This window comes from Pseudomonas sp. B7 (assembly GCF_016735645.1).
In the GTDB taxonomy this organism is placed as follows: Bacteria; Pseudomonadota; Gammaproteobacteria; order Pseudomonadales; family Pseudomonadaceae; genus Aquipseudomonas; species Aquipseudomonas glycinae.
Window position 1 is genome coordinate 24,878 of sequence record NZ_JAERRE010000014.1, and the last position, 19,306, is coordinate 44,183.

The following is a 19,306-nucleotide window of genomic DNA, read 5'->3' on the forward strand; positions in this document are numbered from 1 at the left end:
GGCGGCGGGCCTTATTCGTGACCTGTTTTATTGATAAGGAATGCGCCATGACCCTGACGGGCCAACTGCTGATCGGTCAGCAAACCCTCACCGGCGACCGCGACGTCATCCAAGGGATCAATCCCGCCACCAACCTGCGTTTGGAGCCGGCCTACGCCGGTGGTTCTGCCGAGCATGTCGAGCAGGCCTGCGCACTGGCCTGGACGGCGCTCGACCGTTATCGCGAGACATCGCTCGAGGCACGAGCCGAATTCATTGAAACCATCGCGGGCGAAATCGAAGCCCTCGGCGACGAACTGATCGACCGCGCCTTGGCCGAAACCGGCCTGCCGCGCCCGCGCCTGCTGGGAGAACGGGGCCGCACCTGTCAGCAACTGCGCTTGTTTGCCCACACCGTGCGGGCCGGTGAATGGCTGGATGTGCGAGTCGACACCGCGCAGCCGCAACGCCAGCCAATGCCGCGTTCGGATCTGCGTCAGCGCCAGATTCCACTGGGCCCGGTGGCGGTGTTTGGCGCGAGCAACTTTCCACTGGCGTTCTCGGTGGCCGGTGGCGATACCGCGTCGGCGCTGGCCGCCGGCTGCCCGGTGATCGTCAAGGCCCACGGCGCCCATCCCGGCACCAGCGAACTGGTCGGCCGCGCTATTGCGCGAGCGGTCAAGGCCTGTGGTTTGCCGGAAGGTGTGTTCTCGTTGCTCTATGGCTTGGGCCGTGAAGTCGGGATTGCGCTGGCCAGCGATCCCCGGATCAAGGCTGTCGGCTTCACCGGTTCGCGCAGTGGTGGTCTCGCGCTGATCAAAGCGGCTCAAGCCCGGCCCGAGCCGATTCCGGTGTATGCGGAAATGAGTTCGATCAATCCGGTGTTGCTGTTTCCGGCAGCTCTGCAAAATCGCGCCGAGGCATTGGCCCAGGGTTTTGTGGCTTCGCTGACATTGGGCGCCGGTCAGTTCTGCACCAATCCCGGTCTGGTCATCGCTCGCAAGGGGCCGGCGCTGGACGCTTTCATTGGCGCAGCCAGCGAACTGATCCAGCGCAGTCCCGCGCAGACCATGCTCACGCCGGGAATTTTCAACGCCTACGAATCCAGCGTGAATGCCCTCGCGGAAAATACCCGGGCGCGTATTGCCGCCGTCGGCCAGCGCGCGTCGGATCCGAATCAGGGCCAGGCTCATGTGTTCGTCACCGACGCCGCCGACTTCCTCGCCGATCATTCGTTGCAGGCCGAAGCCTTCGGCGCCGCCTCCTTGATCGTGCAATGCGCCAGCGACGCTGAAATCCGTCAGGTGCTCGAACAGCTGGAAGGCCAACTGACCGCCACGCTGCACCTGGATGACGAGGACCTGGAACAGGCCCGCGCCTTGCTGCCGACCCTGGAGCGCAAGGCAGGACGCCTGCTGGTCAACGGCTGGCCGACCGGCGTTGAAGTCTGCGATGCGATGGTGCATGGCGGGCCGTTCCCGGCGACCTCCGATTCGCGCACCACCTCGGTGGGCACCGCGGCGATCCTGCGTTTCCTGCGCCCGGTCTGCTATCAGGATTTCCCCGACCGCCTGCTGCCGTCCGCGCTCAAACACGCCAATCCACTGTCGCTGCGTCGCTTGCTCGATGGCCAAAGGGAAACCGCGAAAAATGCCGAATAACCCGTACGACATCGCCGTGGTCGGCGCCGGCATCATCGGTGTCGCGAGTGCCCTGCGCCTGGCCCGTCAGGGTTTGCGGGTGGTGGTGATCGACCCGCAGGAACCGGGCCACGGCGCCTCGTTCGGCAACGCCGGACACCTGGCGACCGAGCAGGTGTTTCCGATTGCCGACAGCTCGATCCTCAAACGCCTGCCGGCCATGCTCATGGACCCGATGGGCCCGCTGCGTCTGGACTGGAAATACCTGCCCCGCGCCCTGCCCTGGTTCGCACGGCTGTTGCTGAACCTGCGCTCGGCACCGTTCCAGCGCACCGTTGCCGGGTTGCGCGCGCTGAATGAAAGCTCGCTGGATGCCTGGCACCGCTTGCTGAATGACATTCAGCGCCCCGAGCTGTTGAAGATGGAAGGTTCGCTGCTGGTGTTCGAACGACCCGACTCACGCCCGGCCCTTGAAGCATTGCAGCGACGCATGCAACAGCAACAAGTGCCGGTAGATTGGTGGCAAGCCGGGGAGGTACGCGAGACCGCGCCGCAACTCAGCGAACAGATTCAGGGCGGACTGTTTTTCCCGAACACCGGGCATTTCATCGATCCCTACCGCGTCGTTTGTGAGTTGGTCGAGGCGGCGAAAGCCAGCGGCGTGCAGTTTGTGAAACAGGCCGTTCAGGGCGGGCAACTGCACGAGCATGGCGTCAATCTGATGACCGGAACCGGCGCCCTGTCCGCTCGCCAGGTACTGATCGCCTGTGGCGCCCACTCGGCAAAACTCACCGCTGCACTGACTGGCAAAAAAGTCCCGCTGGACACCGAGCGCGGCTATCACCTGATGCTGCCTCACGAACACAACCGACTGCCCTTCCCCGTCACCTCGCTGGAACGCAAATTCATCATGACCCCAATGTCCGAAGGGCTGCGCCTGGCCGGCACCGTGGAATTCGCCGGCCTAGAAGCCCCACCGACCATGGCCCGCGCCTGGCAGTTGCATCGGTTGAGCCAGGGGTTGTTTCGTGATGAGTTGAGTGTCGAAGCAGCCACACCGTGGATGGGGTTTCGGCCATCGCTGCCGGATTCGTTGCCGGTGATCGATCGGGTGTGTGACGGCAAAGTATTGCTTGCGTTCGGGCATCAACATCTGGGGCTGACGCAGGCGGCGGTGACGGCGGAGATGGTTGGGGGGATGGTATTGCCGTCGGCGCAGGACACGGCGCGTATTCTCCCGTCGAGCGAGCCCTATCGACTGGATCGCTTTTGAATGGCCGTCTATCTGGCGCCCTGCTGATATTCCCGGGGCGTACACCCGAACTCTCGACGGAACACCGTGTGCAGGTACTGCGCGGATTTGAAACCGCACGTGCGGGCAACGTCCGCAATCGGCGTGTCGGTTTTTTCCAGCCCGCGAGTGGCCGCCGCCAGTTTGAAACGCAGAATCTCGTCATGCACGCTGCAACCACGCACCGTGCGAAAGTGCGACTCCAGCGAGGAACGCGACACACCGACATAAGCCGCCACTTGCGCGGTCTTGATGCCCTGGCAGGCATATTGGCGGATGAACAGCAGCGCCTGCATCACATAGGGGTTGCCCAACGGTTGATGCAAGCTCGACACCTGGACGTTGATCGCTTCGGGCGGGATCAGGACATGCGCGCCCGTTGACGGTTTGCCGTGCAGCATCTGGTGCAGCAGTTGCGCGGCGGTGCGGCCCATGGTTTCGGTGCCCTGGATCACCGAACTTAGCGGGACCCGAGTCAGGCTGCGAGTCAGCGGGTCGTTGTCGATGCCGATCAACGCCACCTGTTCCGGAACGGCGATTCCGGCGGTCAGGCAGGCTTGCAGCAACTGCCGGGCGCGGGCGTCACTGACCGCGATGATGCCAATGGGTTTGGGCAGGCTTTGCAGCCAGGCGATCAACTGTTCGACGGCGCTGTCCCACAGCGGCGCGCTGGTGCCCATGCCGCGATAGACCTCGGCGTGCAAGCCGTCCCGTTGCATCAATCGCAGAAAAGCCTTTTCGCGTTCCTGGGCCCAGCGGTTGGCCTGCGCCTCAGGCAGGCTGAAACAGGCAAACCGTTGCAGCCCGGCCTCGATCAAGTGCTCGTAAGCCATGGTGATCAGCAAGTTATTGTCGGTCGCGACGTACGGGATCCCCTTGGGATAGGCCCGTTCATCCTGATAAGAACCACCCACCGCTACCACGGGCAACTTGATATCGGCCAGCGCCTCGCCAATCAGCGGATCGTCGAAGTCGGCGATGATCCCGTCACCTTGCCAACGCTCGATACCTTTCAAGCGGCAGAGAAAATCCTCTTCCAGAAACAGGTCCCAGGACGCGCGCGTGCTGCTCAGGTAGTTGCCGATGCCGCTGATGATGCCGCGGTCATAGATCTTGCTCCCGTTGAATAACAGGGCGATGCGGTGAACAGGCGGTACGGTTTTCATTGTTTTCAGGCTTGTTCCGGGCCTCTTGCCGTAGAGGCGGTGTGCACAGACTAGGCGCGCAGAGGGCGAATCTCAATACGCAAAATCGCACTGCGTGTTGGTGATTTTCGTAATCGGCAGGCACGGGGCCGTTGCTAGTATCGGGACACGCCCAAGAACAACAACCAAGAACAACAAGGACATTGCCAATGCCGTACTTCCCCGATGTCGACCGGATCCGCTACGAAGGTCCTGCCAGCGATGCGCCCCTCGCCTTCCGTCATTACGACGCCGACAAAATCATCCTCGGCAAGCCCATGCGCGAACATCTGCGCATGGCCGCCTGTTATTGGCACACCTTTGTCTGGCCTGGCTCCGACGTGTTCGGCTCCGGGACGTTCAAGCGCCCGTGGCAACACGCCGGTGACCCGATGGAGCTGGCCATCGGCAAGGCGCAGGCCGCGTTCGAGTTTTTCTCCAAGCTGGGTATCGATTACTACTGCTTTCATGACACGGATGTCGCCCCCGAAGGCAATTCGCTGAAGGAGTACCGCAACCACTTCGCACAGATGATCGATCACCTGGAACGCCATCAGGAAGAAAGCGGGATCAAGCTGCTGTGGGGCACCGCCAACTGCTTCAGCAATCCGCGCTTTGCCGCCGGTGCCGCCAGCAACCCGGATCCTGAAGTGTTCGCCTGCGCTGCCGCCCAGGTCTTCAGCGCCATGAACGCCACTCAACGCCTCAAGGGCGCCAACTATGTGTTGTGGGGCGGTCGCGAGGGCTACGAAACCCTGCTCAACACCGACTTGAAACGCGAGCGCGAACAACTGGGCCGCTTCATGCGCATGGTGGTCGAGCACAAATACAAGATCGGCTTCAAAGGTGACCTGCTGATCGAGCCCAAACCGCAGGAACCGACCAAGCACCAGTACGATTACGACAGCGCCACCGTGTTCGGTTTTCTCCAGCAGTTCGGTCTGGAAAAGGAAATCAAGGTCAACATCGAGGCCAACCACGCCACTCTGGCCGGTCACAGTTTTCATCACGAGGTGGCGACGGCCGTCTCGCTGGGGATTTTCGGCAGCATCGATGCCAACCGGGGCGACCCGCAAAACGGTTGGGACACCGATCAATTCCCCAACAGCGTCGAGGAGATGACCCTGGTCACCTATGAAATCCTCAAGGCCGGCGGTTTCGGCAATGGCGGGTTCAACTTCGATTCCAAGGTGCGCCGCCAGAGCCTCGATGAGACCGATCTGTTCCACGGTCACGTCGGTGCCATGGACGTCCTCGCCCTGTCGCTCGAGCGGGCCGCCGCCATGGTCCAGAACGATCAGCTGCAACGGCTCAAGGACCAACGCTATGCCGGCTGGCAGCAGCCCTTCGGCCAGTCGGTGCTGGCAGGCGACTTCAATCTCCAGTCCCTGGCCGAGCACGCCTTTGCCAACGAATTGAACCCACAGGCCGTCAGCGGTCGGCAGGAAATGCTCGAAAACGTCGTCAACCGGTTTATCTATCGCTGATCGCCAATGGGGACCGCGGGCGCTGTGACATTTGCGCGACAAATCTGTAGTCCGTTTCGCCTACTGATTCTCTACAGTTCCACCAGCCCGATATTCATCGTCAGGCCGTGTCTTTCAAACAAAAATAAAAGGACGCACCACCATGAAGAATGTAAAACGCACGCTGCTGGCCAGCGCCCTGGCGCTATTGTCGTTACCGGTTATGGCCGATGCTGCCCACCCGAAAATCGGCTTCTCCATCGATGACCTGCGACTGGAACGCTGGTCCCGAGACCGGGATTACTTCGTTGCCGCAGCGGAAAAAATGGACGCCAAGGTCTTCGTACAGTCGGCCGATGCCAACGAGCAAAAGCAGATTTCGCAAATCGAAAACCTCATTTCCCGAGGCGTCGATGTCATCGTCATCGTGCCGTTCAACGCCACCGTGCTGACCAATGCCGTGGCCGAGGCGAAGAAAGCCGGCATCAAGGTCGTGTCCTATGACCGTCTGATCCTCAACGCCGATATCGACGCCTACATTTCCTTCGATAACGAAAAGGTCGGCGAGATGCAGGCCAGCGGCGTGCTGCATGCAGCGCCCAAGGGCAATTACTTCCTGCTGGGTGGCGCGCCCACCGACAACAACGCGAAAGTGTTGCGCGAAGGTCAGATGAAGGTGCTGCAGCCGGCCATCGACAAGGGCGATATCAAGATCGTCGGCCAGCAGTGGGTGAAGGAATGGAACCCGACAGAAGCGCTGAGCATTGTGGAAAACGCCTTGACCCGCAACGACAACAAAATCGACGGCATCGTCGCCTCCAACGACGCCACGGCCGGTGGCGCCATTCAGGCCCTGGCCGCTCAGCAACTGGCCGGCAAAGTACCGATCTCCGGACAGGACGCGGACCTGGCAGCGGTCAAGCGGGTCATCGCCGGCACTCAAACCATGACGGTGTACAAACCGCTGAAACTGATTGCCTCCGAAGCCGCCAAACTCTCGGTGCAACTGGCGCGCAACGAGAAACCCGCCTACAGCTCGCAATACGACAACGGCAGCAAAAAAGTCGACACCATCCTGCTCACCCCGACTCCGTTGACCAAGGACAACATCGACCTGCTGGAACAGGACGGCTTCTATACCAAGGCGCAGATCGCCGGACAGTAAACACTCGTTGAGTGATGCCCCCGCAGGCGTTCTGCTCCTGCGGGTTCAGTCCCGTATCTGCCGCTTGTGAGTCTTTGCCATGTCCGACTATCTGCTGCAAATGAACGGCATCGTCAAAACCTTCGGCGGTGTCAAAGCGCTCAACGGCATCGACCTCAAGGTCCGGCCGGGTGAGTGCGTCGGGCTGTGCGGCGAGAATGGCGCCGGCAAGTCCACGCTGATGAAAATCCTGTCTGCGGTCTATCCCCATGGCACCTGGGACGGTGAAATCCTCTGGGACGGTCAGCCGCTCAAAGCGCAATCGATCAGCGAAACGGAAGCCGCTGGTATCGTCATCATTCACCAGGAACTGACGCTGGTTCCCGACCTCTCGGTGGCCGAAAACATTTTCATGGGCCATGAGCTGACGCTGCCGGGTGGGCGGATGAATTACCCGGCGATGATCCACCGCGCCGAAGCCCTGATGCGTGAACTGAAAGTGCCGGACATGAACGTGTCACTGCCGGTTTCGCAGTACGGCGGCGGTTATCAGCAACTGGTGGAAATCGCCAAGGCCCTGAACAAACAGGCACGTCTGCTGATCCTCGACGAGCCTTCATCGGCCCTGACCCGTTCGGAAATCGAGGTGTTGCTGGACATCATCCGCGATCTCAAGGCCAAGGGCGTCGCTTGCGTCTACATCTCCCACAAGCTCGATGAAGTGGCCGCCGTGTGTGACACCATTTCGGTGATCCGCGACGGTCAACACATCGCCACGACCGCCATGGAAAACATGGATATTCCACAGATCATCACCCAGATGGTCGGCCGGGAAATGAGCAGCCTCTACCCCACCGAACCCCACGACATCGGCGAGGTGATTTTCGAGGCGCGCCACATCACCTGCTACGACGTCGACAACCCCAAACGCAAACGGGTCGACGACGTTTCGTTCAGCCTCAGACGCGGGGAAATCCTCGGCATCGCCGGGCTGGTCGGTGCAGGCCGCACCGAACTGGTGACCGCGCTGTTCGGCGCCTACCCCGGTCGCCACGAAGGCGAAGTCTGGCTGGACGGCCACCCCATCGACACCCGCACGCCGCTCAAATCAATCCGCGCCGGCGTGTGCCTGGTGCCCGAGGACCGCAAGCGTCAGGGGATCATTCCCGACCTGGGTGTCGGCCAGAACATCACCCTGGCCGTGCTGGACAGTTTCTCGAAACTGACCCGCATCGACGCCGAAGCCGAACTGGGCAGCATCGATCGGGAAATTTCGCGCCTGCACCTCAAGACCGCGAGCCCGTTCCTGCCGATCACCAGCCTGTCCGGAGGCAATCAGCAAAAAGCCGTGTTGGCGAAGATGCTGCTGACCAGACCCAGAGTACTGATCCTTGACGAGCCGACCCGAGGGGTGGATGTCGGCGCCAAGTACGAGATTTACAAGTTGATGGGGATGCTGGCCGCTGAGGGTGTGTCGATCATCATGGTGTCTTCGGAGCTGGCCGAAGTGCTCGGCGTTTCTGACCGCGTACTGGTGATCGGCGAAGGCCGGTTGCAGGGCGATTTCGTCAACCATGAACTCACTCAGGAACAGGTACTCGCCGCCGCACTCAGCCAGCCTGACAGCCATAACAATAAAGATCGGAAATCCGCGTAAATGAATCAGGTCAAACAACTCTTCACCCGCTACAAGATGCTCGCACTGGTGTTTGCCGTGGCGTTGATCTGGCTGTTCTTCAGCTGGCAGACCGAGGGCGGATTCCTGACACCACGCAACCTCTCCAACCTGCTGCGCCAGATGTCGATTACCGGGATTCTCGCCTGCGGCATGGTGCTGGTGATCATCAGCGGCGAGATCGATCTGTCCGTCGGCTCATTGCTGGGCCTGCTCGGTGGCGTGGCAGCCATTCTCGACGTTGTCTATCACATACCACTGCTGGCGAACCTGAGCCTTGTGGTGGTGTGCGGACTGCTGATCGGCCTCGCCAACGGCTACATGGCGGCCTACCTGCGCATTCCGTCATTTATCGTGGGGCTGGGGGGCATGCTGGCTTTCCGGGGGATTTTGCTGGGGATCACCGGCGGCACCACCATCGCTCCGGTGTCGCCGGAACTCGTCTACATTGGCCAGGGTTATCTGCCACATGCGATCGGTGCCGGTATGGGTGTCCTGCTGTTCGCACTGACGTTGTTCCTGACCTGGAAACAGCGACGCAATCGCGCCCTTCATGGCCTCGCGGCACATTCACTGGCGCGTGACGTGGCACGGGTGTTGTTGATCGGCGCGGTACTGGCCGGTTTTGTCCAGACCCTCAACAGCTATGACGGCATTCCCGTGCCGGTCCTGCTCCTGCTGATCCTGCTGGGCGGATTCAGCTATGTGACCAGCCAGACCGTGTTCGGCCGACGCGTCTATTCCGTGGGCAGCAACATGGAAGCGACGCGCCTGTCCGGTATCAATGTGCAGGCCGTGAAGCTCTGGATCTTCGGGATCATGGGCGTGATGTGCGCCCTCGCCGGCGTGGTCAACACCGCGCGCCTGGCCGCCGGCTCCCCCTCGGCCGGCAGCATGGGCGAACTCGACGCCATCGCCGCCTGCTTCATCGGTGGCACCTCGATGCGTGGCGGTTCCGGCACAGTCTATGGCGCCCTCCTCGGCGCCCTGGTCATCACCAGCCTGGACAACGGCATGTCCATGCTCGACGTCGACAGTTACTGGCAGATGATCGTCAAGGGCAGCATTCTGGTGTTGGCGGTTTGGGTTGATGTGAGTACGCGGACTGGGCGGCGTTGACAGGCTGCTGTCATCCCAGGCCTTTATCCGAAGCAGTCCAAAGCCTAAATTGGCGTCCATGGCACTGGATCACGCCAGTGTAATTTCATCGATAACCGAGGAAGTAAAGATGGCACGCATTGTCAGGATTCATGAATACGGTGACGCGAGTGTCCTGAAACTGGAAAACGTCGACGTCCCGGCGCCCGCTGCGGACGAAGTGCAGATTGAGGTCAAAGCCTTTGGCCTGAATCGCGCCGAAGTGATGTTCCGTAATCACGCCTATCTGCAGGAAGCGGAGTTTCCCAGTCGTCTCGGCTACGAAGCTGCTGGCGTGGTGGTCGCAGTCGGCGCCAACACCAGCGAGTTCAAGATCGGTGATGCCGTCAGCCTGATTCCGCCGCTGGACATCGCGCGCTGGGGCACTTACGGCGAGCTGGCCAACGTGCCCGCCCACCTCACCGTCAAACACCCGCAGAACCTGTCGTTTGAACAAGCGGCGGCGTCGTGGATGCAATACGTCACCGCGTGGGGTGCGCTGGTCGAACAGGCCAAATTGCAAAAGGACGACTTCGTGATCGTCACCGCCGCCTCCAGCAGCGTCGGCCTGGCAGCCTTCCAGATCGCCAAAATGGTCGGCGCCACCTCGATTGCCGTCACCCGCACCCGTGCCAAGAAAAAAGCCTTGCTCGACGCCGGCGCGGCGCACGTGATCGTCAGCGACGAAGAAGACATGGTTGCAGCGGTCATGGCGCTGACCGACGGCAAAGGCGCGCGGGTGGTGTTCGATCCGGTGGGCGGCCCGTCGTTCGAACCGCTGACCCAAAGCATGGCGCGCGGCGGCATCCTGCTGGAGTACGGTGCCCTGAGCCCGGAACCGACGCCGTTCCCGCTGTTCACCGTGCTGGGCAAATGCCTGACCCTCAAGGGTTACCTCTATACGGAGATCGTCTCCGACCCGGCCATCCTGGCGCGCGCCAAGGCTTTCATCGGAGACGGACTGGCTTCGGGTGCGCTGAAACCGATCATTGCCAGGACATTTGCCCTGGATGACATTCAGGAAGCGCACCGTTTTCTTGAGGCCAATCAACAGGTCGGGAAGATTGTCGTCATGGTTTGAGGTGATGAGTCCCCTGCTCTGCTGTTTGCGGTAGAAACGACGAAAGCCTGCTTTTTTCAAAGCAGGCTTTCGCCCATCCGGCATCCGGTTATTTCTGATGCGCCGTCAGTGCGGCATAGCCGTTCATCAAGTTGCGGTAGTTCGGAATGCGCTGGGACAGCAGGTTGCCCAGGCCTTCGATGTCGTTGCGCCAGTCGCGGTGCAGTTCGCAGGCCACCGAGAACCAGTTCATCATCTGTGCGCCGGCCTGGGTCATGCGATTCCACGCGGCTTGCTGCACGGTGGTGTTGAAGGTGCCGGAAGCGTCGGTCACCACGAACACGTCAAACCCTTCCGCCAGCGCCGACAGGGTCGGGAACGCTACACACACATCGGTCACGACCCCGGCAATGATGATCTGCTTGCGGCCGGTGGCCTTGATCGCCTTGACGAAGTCTTCGTTGTCCCAGGCGTTGATCTGGCCTGGGCGGGCGATGTACGGCGCGTCCGGGAACATTTCCTTGAGTTCCGGCACCAGCGGGCCGTTCGGGCCTTGTTCGAAGCTAGTGGTGAGGATGGTCGGCAATTCGAAGAATTTGGCCAGATCGGCCAGCGCCAGCACGTTATTCTTGAACTCGTTTGGCGAGAAGTCCTGAACCAGAGAAATCAGACCGGTCTGGTGGTCGACCAGCAGAACCACGGCGTCGTCTTTGTTCAGGCGGTTGTAGGTTGGAGTGCTCATGTATGAATCCCTTTTTAGTTGTGGAAGTGCGTTTGCGTTCAAGATGGGCACAGATTACTGACTCGCCTGAAAGCGATAAATCGTCTGAAAAGCGTTTCACCGTCAACCCAAAACGGACAATCAACTCAAACTGCCAGCCAGTTCACACAGCCGGCCCGACCTTCGCGCCTATCCTTGTCATAATGCTCACCCGCTCAGACCGACCTCCAGGGAAATGTTGATGCCCGGACGCAACACGCAAGCGCCCACGCCAGATCAAGCACCGCGCGCGACCCGCAAGGGCGTGAAGGCCGGCTCGACCTTTCGCCTGACCGTCAGTTTCATGCTGATGGTGGTCGTGGCTTTTCTGGCGGTCGAGAGCTGGCGGACGTGGCGCGACTATCGTTCGGTCTTTGCCTCCGCGCGTGATTCGGTGACCAACCTTGCTCGCGCCACGGCGCAGCATGCCGAGGACACCATTCGCCAGGTCGATGTGCTGACCGCCGGGCTGGCCGAGCGTGTCGAAGGCGATGGGCTGCAGAACCTGGATGTGGCACGCATTCACAAGCTGCTCGTTCAGCAGTCGAAAATCATGCCGCAGCTGCACGGCCTGTTCATCTACGGCCCGGACGGCCATTGGATCGTGACCGACAAGGAGGTCACGCCCGAAACCGCCAACAACGCTGACCGCGATTATTTCCAGTACCACCGCACCCATGAAGACCGGCGCGTGCGCATCGGTCAGGTGGTGGAGAGCCGTTCCACCCATGACCTGATCATTCCGATCTCGCGCCGTTTGAATAACCCCGACGGCTCGTTCGCCGGCGTTCTGCTGGGGACGGTCAAGGTCAGTTATTTCGTCGATTACTACGGTGATTTCCGTATCGACGACAAAGGCGCGCTGGTGCTGGCGATGCGCGACGGCACGATCCTCGTGCGCCGGCCGTTCATTGCCTCGGTGGTCGGAAAAAGCCTGGCGAACAGCGAGATTTTCAAGACCTACCTGCCCAGCTCCAACCAGGGCATCGCCCAGATCAGGGCGGTGGTCGACGACACTGAGCGCCTTTACGGGTATCGCGCACTGACCACTTACCCGCTGGTGGTCGAGGCCGGTTTGTCCCATGACTCCATCATCGCGCCGTGGCGCCAGGACCTGCTGAAAAACGGCTTCGTGCTGGTGTTCATGATTCTGGTGCTGGCCTGTTTCGGGCTCATCGTGCTGAGCCAGTTGCGCCAGCGAATCGCGATGGAACGGGAGATCCGTTCCGCGCACAAGACCATGCGCGACATGGCGCTGACCGACAGCCTCACAGGCCTCGGCAATCGCCGTCGACTGGACGCGGCGCTGGCGGACGAGATTCGCCTGGCCCGGCGTCAAGGTTCTCCGCTGTCATTGATCATGCTCGATGTCGACTACTTCAAGCGCTACAACGACCAGTACGGCCATGCCGCTGGCGACGACTGCCTGATCGCGGTCGGCGACGGCATCCGCAAAGCGGTCAAGCGGCCTTCGGACCTGGCCGTGCGCTACGGCGGCGAGGAATTCACCGTGCTCCTGCCCAACACCGACAGCGCCGGAGCGATTCAGGTGGCCGAAGACATTCTGCAGACCATTCGCTCGCTGGAGCTTGAACATGCCGGGCATCCGCTGGGGTATGTCACTGCGAGTGCGGGGATCACCACGCGTTATCCGGTGGACGACGCGGTGACCCCGGCGACTTTGCTCAAGGCGGCCGATACCTGTCTGTATCAGGCCAAGCAGCAAGGGCGGAATCGCTGGTGCTCGGCGCAGGCATCCCGGCAAATCCAGCCGATTGCGGCGATGCCGCGCACGGATCGCTGAGCGAGCCCGCGCTTCACGATTTATTTACCGGCTCAACCTTGGAATCAGCCCACACTCCCTCATATCAAGGAACATCTGCGACCCATTCGAGAGGAAGGACATGCCATGACCACTCAAACCGAAACTGCGATTCTCGCCGGCGGCTGCTTCTGGGGCATGCAGGATCTGTTGCGCCGCTACCCCGGCGTGCTGCAGACGCGGGTCGGTTACACCGGTGGCGATGTGCCGAACGCCACTTACCGTAACCATGGCAATCACGCCGAGGCCATCGAAATCGTCTTCGACCCTGCTGTGATCAGCTATCGGCAGATCCTTGAGTTTTTCTTTCAGATCCACGACCCGAGCACACCCAACCGTCAGGGCAACGACCTCGGTCCGAGCTATCGTTCGGCGATCTATTACCTGAACGAGCAGCAACGCGATATCGCTGAAGACACTGCGGCTGATGTCGATGCATCGGGCCTGTGGCCAGGCCGGGTGGTTACCGAAATCGAACCGGCAGGGCCGTTCTGGGAAGCGGAGCCGGAGCATCAGGATTACCTCGAGCGCATTCCGAATGGCTACACCTGCCACTTCATTCGCCCGAACTGGAAGCTGCCGAAACGCGGTTGAAGGTCCAGCGGGGCTCGGTGCTGTAAGCCGTTCATCTATTGCTGCAGCGACACCTGACTGCTTGTATCCTTGCGCACGATGAGGACGAACGGCTGCCGTTATTGCCTTGATCCAATAGCCTCTGGAACGGAAAAACGGACTTTCCATAAGGTAGTGACGTGAAGCGAGATACACACCTGGTTGTGCTTTTGCTGTTGGTTATCGGTTGTTCCCTGGCCTCACTGACTGTCTGGAAGGTGCTGGCCTCTCGAGAGCGAGCGCTGGAGGAAGTGGACGTTCACGGGTTGAACCTGACCCAGGCGCTTGTCACCTATTCCGAAGGCATTGTCCGCCAAAGTTCGGCGCTTTTGCTCGGGCTCGTCGAACGCCTGGAAACCGAAGGGAGTGGCCCCGTTCAGATCCAGCGGATCAGTTCGCTGATCGACCGGCAGGAGCCGCTGATGCCACAGCTCAGCGGCATCACCATCTACGACAGTCAGGGACGCTGGCTGATGTCCTCCAACCGGCCGATTCCGGCCGGGGCAAATAGCAGTGATCGGGCCTATTTCATTCATCACCGCGATGATCCCTCCCCCGAGACCTTTATCGGTCCGCCCATTCAGAGCCGCACCAATCAGGAATGGGTCATCACCGTCAGTCGACGCTTCAATGATGCTCGCGGTGAGTTTGCCGGTGTGGTCGCGGTGACCTTGGGCATCGAAAACTTTCTACGGCTGTTTGGAAAGATCGATGTCGGCCAGGAGGGTGCCATCGGGTTGTCCTATACCGATGGTACGTTGCTGGTTCGCTACCCCTTCCGCGAGCAGGACATGGGGCGCAACTTTTCAAAGTCACCGATCTACGCCAAGTACCTGGTGGATCACTCTGTCGGCACCGCCTCGTTCACCTCCAGCCTGGACGGTGTGGAAAGGCTCTACGCCTTTCGCAAAAGTGACCGGCTGCCGCTGATCACGACCGTCGCACTCGGGAAACGCGAAGCCCTCGCCGCGTGGCGAACGGAAGCGCTGCTATCGGCCGTGGTGGTGACGGGCCTGCTGGCGCTTACCGGTCTCATCGGCTGGTTTTTGATACTGGATATCCGACGCAGAACCCAAGTAGAAGCGGAGTTGATGGGCACTCAGCAGCAGTTGCTTTCGTCAAACAGGCAACTCGAGTTGTTGGCGATGAAGGACGCCTTGACCGGTCTGGCCAATCGACGCTGTTTCGATGTGACGCTGGACCTGGAGGCGCGACGAGCGCAGCGCGACGGCACGTCCTTGGCACTGCTGATGATTGATATCGACTACTTCAAACTGTTCAACGATTCCTACGGGCATGTTGCCGGCGACGATTGCCTGCAACGCGTTGGCAACGTCGTGGAGACGTGCGTGCGCCGTCCCTCGGATCTTGTGGCGCGGTATGGCGGTGAAGAGATGGGCGTGATCATGCCCAATACCGACAGCGAAGGTGCGCAGATCGTGGCGCAACTGATCCTCGACCGGTTGCAGCAAGCGAACATTTCCCACGAATCCAGCCCGTTGGGACGAGTGAGTGTCAGCATCGGGATTGCCACTGCCGCCGGTTCCCGACTAACCCCTGTGCAAGGTTTGATCGAAGCCGCCGATCAGGCGCTGTACAGTGCCAAGGCCTTGGGGCGAAACAGGTCGGTGAAACTGCCGGGCTTGATCTAGCCTTAAGTGAAACCACGCGGGAGAAAACCACCATGCCCCTCCCCCGAGCCTCTCGCGCTGACAACCCGTAGATGGAATGACTATGTATGGGGCAACGCAAAATGAAAGGGTCGTACACCGAGAGGCCTTTGGCGCGCCCTCCTTTTTGTCCTTGGTCCTTTGCTTGACGCTTGCAGCACCAGCCCAGGCTGACCCATGCCCTGCCGGCGAAAAACAAGTATGCCTCGACAGCTGCATTTGCCTGCCGGATCCGGTGCGCCTGTCTGAAGACCTTTTCCGGATGGCAGCACCGGTCCTGGCGCAGGGCTTGACTCAGGCCCGCGCCGAAGCCGCCAGCACCGACATCAAACCGATTCCCCCGCACATCCGGGAGCAACTGCTGCGCTGGTATGAACCCAGTTTCCTCGATGCTGTGCACTACAAAATCACCAACGACGGCCAATACAACGCCGCCACGGCCATCCTGCAAAACCCGGATGTCGGTGCAGTGACGCTGATCGACATCATTCTGTTCCGCGACGCTGAGACCGCGGAACACAACGTCGCGCTCTGGGCGCACGAACTGAAGCACGTGCAGCAGTTTCAGGAATGGGGCGTCGACGGGTTTGCGCAGCGGTATACGCAGGATTTCAATGCGGTCGAGGCTCCGGCCTACGCGATACAGGGCGAAGTCAGACGTTGGCTGCGAGCCGAAGCCCGGTGATCGGACCTCCCCTGCGTCCATGCCGGGGATAGCCCCACCGTTCAAGCACCAGAAAAACCCTAGGCCTTGCCCGCCGAAACCACCGCCCTCATCTGCCCATGCTGCCGCGTGGTCACCAGTCCGATAAAGGAAATCGTCAGCGCAAGGCCGATGGTCGACGTCACTTCCAGACGATGCTCGGGCGTCACCATCATCACCGCGAGCGCGGCGCAGATGAACGCGATCACCAGCCAGGTCAGCCATGGAAACAGCCACATGCGAAACGTCAGCTCGACGTTCTGCCGACGCAGCATCCGGCGCATGCGCAATTGCGAGACCGCGATCACCAGATACACCAGCAACGCAATCGCACCGGAGCTGGCGAGTAGAAACTGAAACAGCCCGGCCGGCATGAAATAGCTGAACAGCGTCACCCCGGCACCGATCACGGTGCTGGCAATCACCGCCGCTCTCGGCACGCCCGCCGCGGAGGTCACTTTCAGCGGTTGCGGAGCATCGCCGCGTCGGCCCAGCGAGAACAGCATCCGCGAGGAAATGTAGATCGAGGAATTCATGCAACTGGCCACCGCGATCAGCACGACCACATCGACCAGAAATTTGGCGTTGGGAATGTTCATCAGCTCCAGAGCCCGCTGATATGAGCCGACGGACGCCAGCAGTGGATCGTTCCAGGGCACTACGGAAATCACCACGAAAATCGACAGCAGATAAAACACGCCGATGCGCCAGATCACCGAGCGCGTGGCCTTGGCGATGTTCTGCGCCGGGTTGCTCGATTCGGCGGCCGCGATGGTCACCGCTTCGGTCCCGATAAAACTGAACATGATGGTGATAAAGGCCCCGACCACCGCCGACAAACCATTCGGGGCGAACCCGCCGTGCTCTTCCATCAAGCGGCTCAATCCGCTGGCCTCACGCTCCGGAATCCAGCCCATCAACACCGCAAAACCCAGCCCGATGAACCCGATGATCGCCACCACCTTGGCCATCGCAAACCAGAACTCGAACTCGCCGTATTTGGACACGCTGAACAGGTTGGTCACCACCAGCAAAATGATCGACAGCAACGCGAACAACCACGCATCGACCTGAGGAAACCACTGATTCAACACATGCCCGGCGGCCAGGGCTTCAATCGGAATCACCAGCACCCAGAACCACCAATACAACCAACCGATGGTGAACCCCGCCCAGCGACCGATGGCCTGATCGGCATAGGTGGAAAACGATCCCGTGTCCGGGTGGGCCACGGCCATTTCACCGAGCATGCGCATGACCAGCACGACCAGCAGACCGGAGAAGAGATAAGCAAGCAAGACTGCCGGGCCGGCGGCGGCAATGGCGTGGCCGGAGCCGACAAACAGCCCCGCACCGATGATGCCGGCAATGGAAAGCATGGTGACATGACGCGGCTTGAAGCCCTGCGCCAACTGACCGTTCGAGTCCTTCGAGTTCAGACTATTCATTGTTTTTGTTGTTCTCTGGTGATCGACGTTTGGGCGTACTGACGACGTGTCAGGCGATCATCATTTCTTCCTGTTGCCCTGCTCCAGAGCGGCGCACCTCAAGCGCTGCAGCGTTAAAAATCGGTCGGACGACGACGCAGGGCGATGAAATGATGCGTCACCTTACGTGCCTGGAGTTGATCGCAAATAGCCTGGGAGCGGCACAACGGTGTCTGATTTCGACATGGTGAATGGCATTCGGGCCCGTTCGAGAGCGCCATCACAGAATAAAAAAGGGGCGCTGATTTATTCAGGAAAAATAAATCAGTCCCCACTTTTTCTGGCCGGTGTCAGCCCTTGGTCAGATCAACCAACGGTGTCTGCCGCACCTCGGTCTCCCGCCCGCCCTGAATGTCGCTCACCTGCTTCAAGGCCTTATCCACCGCCGCCTTATCCGCCAGCAAGCTGTAGCTGATGCGGAACTGTTTGTGTTCCTTCGGCCCGATGGTGGGTACCAGGTTCAGTGGCCGCTGATAACGGCGGTTGTAGGAAAAACTCGTCCCCGGCTCCAGCCCGGTAACATAGCCCTGGCCTTGGGTATCGGTGTTCTTCCACAGGGAAAACACCGGCAATGTCTGCGTATTGAAGCCGACCGAAACGCCCAGGCTGCCGGCCTTGTTATGTAACACGGTCAACGTATCACCCTTGGCATCGGCATACGGCACGACGTTGTAAACCGTTTCGTCGTAGTCCTTGGTCGGTGCGCGATAGGTTTGCCATTCAGCCAAATCGCCCTTGGCCTTGTCGTTGAACGGCGAAACCTGTTTCACCGGCGCGGCGAAGCGAGCGCCCTGCTCCAGGAACGGGGTGCTGAAGTTACTGTGGTACAGCGCCTGGTATTCCTTCGGATAGTCACCGTTGTTGGTCAGGGTGTCGTTGAGGGCGAACACTACGCTGCCGGGTTCGGTGACCAGTTCGGTGGCGACCGAGAAGTCGACTTTCTTGAACGCCTGCTCTTTCAGTTCACCGCGCAGGGTGATGGCGTACGGTGGCGTTTCATCGATGTGCAGGGTGACCTTGTTCGCCGGAATGTTGGCGGCCCGGCCGTGCAGGGTCAGCAGTTCGCCGTTGTCGACGCCGGGGTGGCCGACCCATTCGTATCCGCAGCGGGTCACCAGCTCATTGAAACCTTCGAGCCAGCCCAGACCACCGCGGCCATTGAGTTCGATGAAGGACGGATTGACCACCTCCTTGACCGGCGAATCCCAGCCCATGCGCACATCGCCGACCGAGGCCTGCAAGACGTTCATTCCCCGCGTTGGCACCACCGAGAGTTTCATCGTGCCGTTATCGATGTCGACGATGCTGACGCCCTCCTGCCGACCACCATGCAAGGTGCGCAGGCTGACGCTGAAGGGTTTGTCGGTTTTCACGCCGAGTTGCTGGCTGGTGATCTGCCAGTTCTGAGCGGCTTTGTCGGTGTCGAGCAGAACGTAATCCCAGGCCATGGCGTGAGAGGCAGCGGACAGTGCGCTGAGGGCAACAACGAGTTTGAGCGGGGTCATGGGAGCAGCCTTTTCTTGGAGTTGTGCCGTTTTTATAAACCTGCTGAAACGTTTCATCAAGCTTAAAAAGTGATGTGCGCTGGTAGGTGCCGAGAAAGAATGGGTACGGACAGGAAAATTGAAATCGATGGGATCGCGTGATCCCGCAGGCTGGAGTCCGCTTTTATTCAG

General features: G+C 60.5%; 15 protein-coding genes. 11 read left to right on the forward strand and 4 right to left on the reverse strand.

Features of this window, described 5'->3' with window-relative positions; all coding sequences use genetic code 11:
• The first annotated feature begins 47 nt into the window (after positions 1 to 47).
• Positions 48 to 1,640, forward strand: a complete 1,593-nt coding sequence (locus tag JKA62_RS26095; RefSeq protein WP_201820144.1) for an aldehyde dehydrogenase (NADP(+)) — start codon at positions 48 to 50, stop codon at positions 1,638 to 1,640.
• A complete protein-coding gene (locus tag JKA62_RS26100) occupies positions 1,630 to 2,892 on the forward strand; it encodes an NAD(P)/FAD-dependent oxidoreductase (RefSeq protein WP_201820147.1) in 1,263 nt (420 codons plus the stop codon). The genes JKA62_RS26095 and JKA62_RS26100 overlap by 11 nt, the downstream gene beginning before the upstream one ends.
• Before the next feature lie 8 nt (positions 2,893 to 2,900).
• On the opposite strand, the gene JKA62_RS26105 is transcribed toward JKA62_RS26100, so the two are convergent.
• Positions 2,901 to 4,076 (reverse strand): XylR family transcriptional regulator, encoded by a 1,176-nt coding sequence (locus tag JKA62_RS26105; RefSeq protein ID WP_201820150.1) that lies wholly within the window; start codon positions 4,074 to 4,076, stop codon positions 2,901 to 2,903.
• Positions 4,077 to 4,264: 188 nt separating this feature from the next.
• Between JKA62_RS26105 and xylA the strand changes: the two genes are divergently transcribed.
• From xylA to JKA62_RS26130, 5 genes are all read left to right on the forward strand, one after another.
• A complete protein-coding gene (gene xylA / locus JKA62_RS26110; protein WP_201820153.1) occupies positions 4,265 to 5,581 on the forward strand; it encodes a xylose isomerase in 1,317 nt (438 codons plus the stop codon).
• Positions 5,582 to 5,723: 142 nt separating this feature from the next.
• Positions 5,724 to 6,725, forward strand: coding sequence for a D-xylose ABC transporter substrate-binding protein (gene xylF, locus JKA62_RS26115; RefSeq protein ID WP_169429994.1), 1,002 nt, complete (start codon positions 5,724 to 5,726; stop codon positions 6,723 to 6,725).
• Positions 6,726 to 6,804: 79 nt separating this feature from the next.
• Positions 6,805 to 8,361, forward strand: coding sequence for a D-xylose ABC transporter ATP-binding protein (gene xylG, locus JKA62_RS26120; RefSeq protein WP_011333727.1), 1,557 nt, complete (start codon positions 6,805 to 6,807; stop codon positions 8,359 to 8,361).
• On the forward strand, positions 8,362 to 9,498 hold the full coding sequence (locus JKA62_RS26125) for a sugar ABC transporter permease (protein ID WP_201820156.1): 1,137 nt from the start codon (positions 8,362 to 8,364) through the stop codon (positions 9,496 to 9,498).
• A 109-nt stretch (positions 9,499 to 9,607) separates the two neighbouring features.
• Entirely contained in the window at positions 9,608 to 10,597 is a 990-nt protein-coding gene (locus tag JKA62_RS26130; RefSeq protein WP_201820160.1) for a zinc-dependent alcohol dehydrogenase family protein, read from the forward strand.
• 88 nt (positions 10,598 to 10,685) lie between these two features.
• Here JKA62_RS26130 and ycaC read toward each other — a convergent pair whose 3' ends face one another.
• On the reverse strand, positions 10,686 to 11,318 hold the full coding sequence (gene ycaC, locus JKA62_RS26135) for an isochorismate family cysteine hydrolase YcaC (protein ID WP_007958138.1): 633 nt from the start codon (positions 11,316 to 11,318) through the stop codon (positions 10,686 to 10,688).
• Between the two features lie 220 nt (positions 11,319 to 11,538).
• Here ycaC and JKA62_RS26140 point away from each other — a divergent pair, with 220 nt between their 5' ends.
• From JKA62_RS26140 to JKA62_RS26155, 4 genes are all read left to right on the forward strand, one after another.
• Positions 11,539 to 13,140, forward strand: a complete 1,602-nt coding sequence (locus JKA62_RS26140) for a sensor domain-containing diguanylate cyclase (RefSeq protein WP_201820164.1) — start codon at positions 11,539 to 11,541, stop codon at positions 13,138 to 13,140.
• A gap of 105 nt (positions 13,141 to 13,245) precedes the next feature.
• Complete coding sequence (gene msrA / locus JKA62_RS26145) at positions 13,246 to 13,752, forward strand: peptide-methionine (S)-S-oxide reductase MsrA (protein WP_011333723.1); 507 nt, start codon at positions 13,246 to 13,248, stop codon at positions 13,750 to 13,752.
• A 158-nt stretch (positions 13,753 to 13,910) separates the two neighbouring features.
• Positions 13,911 to 15,422 (forward strand): sensor domain-containing diguanylate cyclase, encoded by a 1,512-nt coding sequence (locus JKA62_RS26150; protein WP_011333722.1) that lies wholly within the window; start codon positions 13,911 to 13,913, stop codon positions 15,420 to 15,422.
• 76 nt (positions 15,423 to 15,498) lie between these two features.
• Entirely contained in the window at positions 15,499 to 16,125 is a 627-nt protein-coding gene (locus JKA62_RS26155) for an eCIS core domain-containing protein (RefSeq protein ID WP_011333721.1), read from the forward strand.
• A gap of 59 nt (positions 16,126 to 16,184) precedes the next feature.
• On the opposite strand, the gene gabP is transcribed toward JKA62_RS26155, so the two are convergent.
• Entirely contained in the window at positions 16,185 to 17,591 is a 1,407-nt protein-coding gene (gene gabP, locus JKA62_RS26160; RefSeq protein WP_201820168.1) for a GABA permease, read from the reverse strand.
• 329 nt (positions 17,592 to 17,920) lie between these two features.
• Entirely contained in the window at positions 17,921 to 19,135 is a 1,215-nt protein-coding gene (locus tag JKA62_RS26165; protein WP_011333719.1) for an aldose 1-epimerase family protein, read from the reverse strand.
• Between the last annotated feature and the right edge of the window lie 171 nt (positions 19,136 to 19,306).

Coding starts and splice junctions, on each gene's coding strand:
- JKA62_RS26095 (WP_201820144.1), top strand. CDS start 48: ATGACCCTGACGGGCCAACTGCTGATCGGTCAGCAAACCCTCACCGGC.
- JKA62_RS26100 (WP_201820147.1), top strand. CDS start 1,630: ATGCCGAATAACCCGTACGACATCGCCGTGGTCGGCGCCGGCATCATC.
- JKA62_RS26105 (WP_201820150.1), bottom strand. CDS start 4,076: ATGAAAACCGTACCGCCTGTTCACCGCATCGCCCTGTTATTCAACGGG.
- xylA (WP_201820153.1), top strand. CDS start 4,265: ATGCCGTACTTCCCCGATGTCGACCGGATCCGCTACGAAGGTCCTGCC.
- xylF (WP_169429994.1), top strand. CDS start 5,724: ATGAAGAATGTAAAACGCACGCTGCTGGCCAGCGCCCTGGCGCTATTG.
- xylG (WP_011333727.1), top strand. CDS start 6,805: ATGTCCGACTATCTGCTGCAAATGAACGGCATCGTCAAAACCTTCGGC.
- JKA62_RS26125 (WP_201820156.1), top strand. CDS start 8,362: ATGAATCAGGTCAAACAACTCTTCACCCGCTACAAGATGCTCGCACTG.
- JKA62_RS26130 (WP_201820160.1), top strand. CDS start 9,608: ATGGCACGCATTGTCAGGATTCATGAATACGGTGACGCGAGTGTCCTG.
- ycaC (WP_007958138.1), bottom strand. CDS start 11,318: ATGAGCACTCCAACCTACAACCGCCTGAACAAAGACGACGCCGTGGTT.
- JKA62_RS26140 (WP_201820164.1), top strand. CDS start 11,539: ATGCCCGGACGCAACACGCAAGCGCCCACGCCAGATCAAGCACCGCGC.
- msrA (WP_011333723.1), top strand. CDS start 13,246: ATGACCACTCAAACCGAAACTGCGATTCTCGCCGGCGGCTGCTTCTGG.
- JKA62_RS26155 (WP_011333721.1), top strand. CDS start 15,499: ATGACTATGTATGGGGCAACGCAAAATGAAAGGGTCGTACACCGAGAG.
- gabP (WP_201820168.1), bottom strand. CDS start 17,591: ATGAATAGTCTGAACTCGAAGGACTCGAACGGTCAGTTGGCGCAGGGC.
- JKA62_RS26165 (WP_011333719.1), bottom strand. CDS start 19,135: ATGACCCCGCTCAAACTCGTTGTTGCCCTCAGCGCACTGTCCGCTGCC.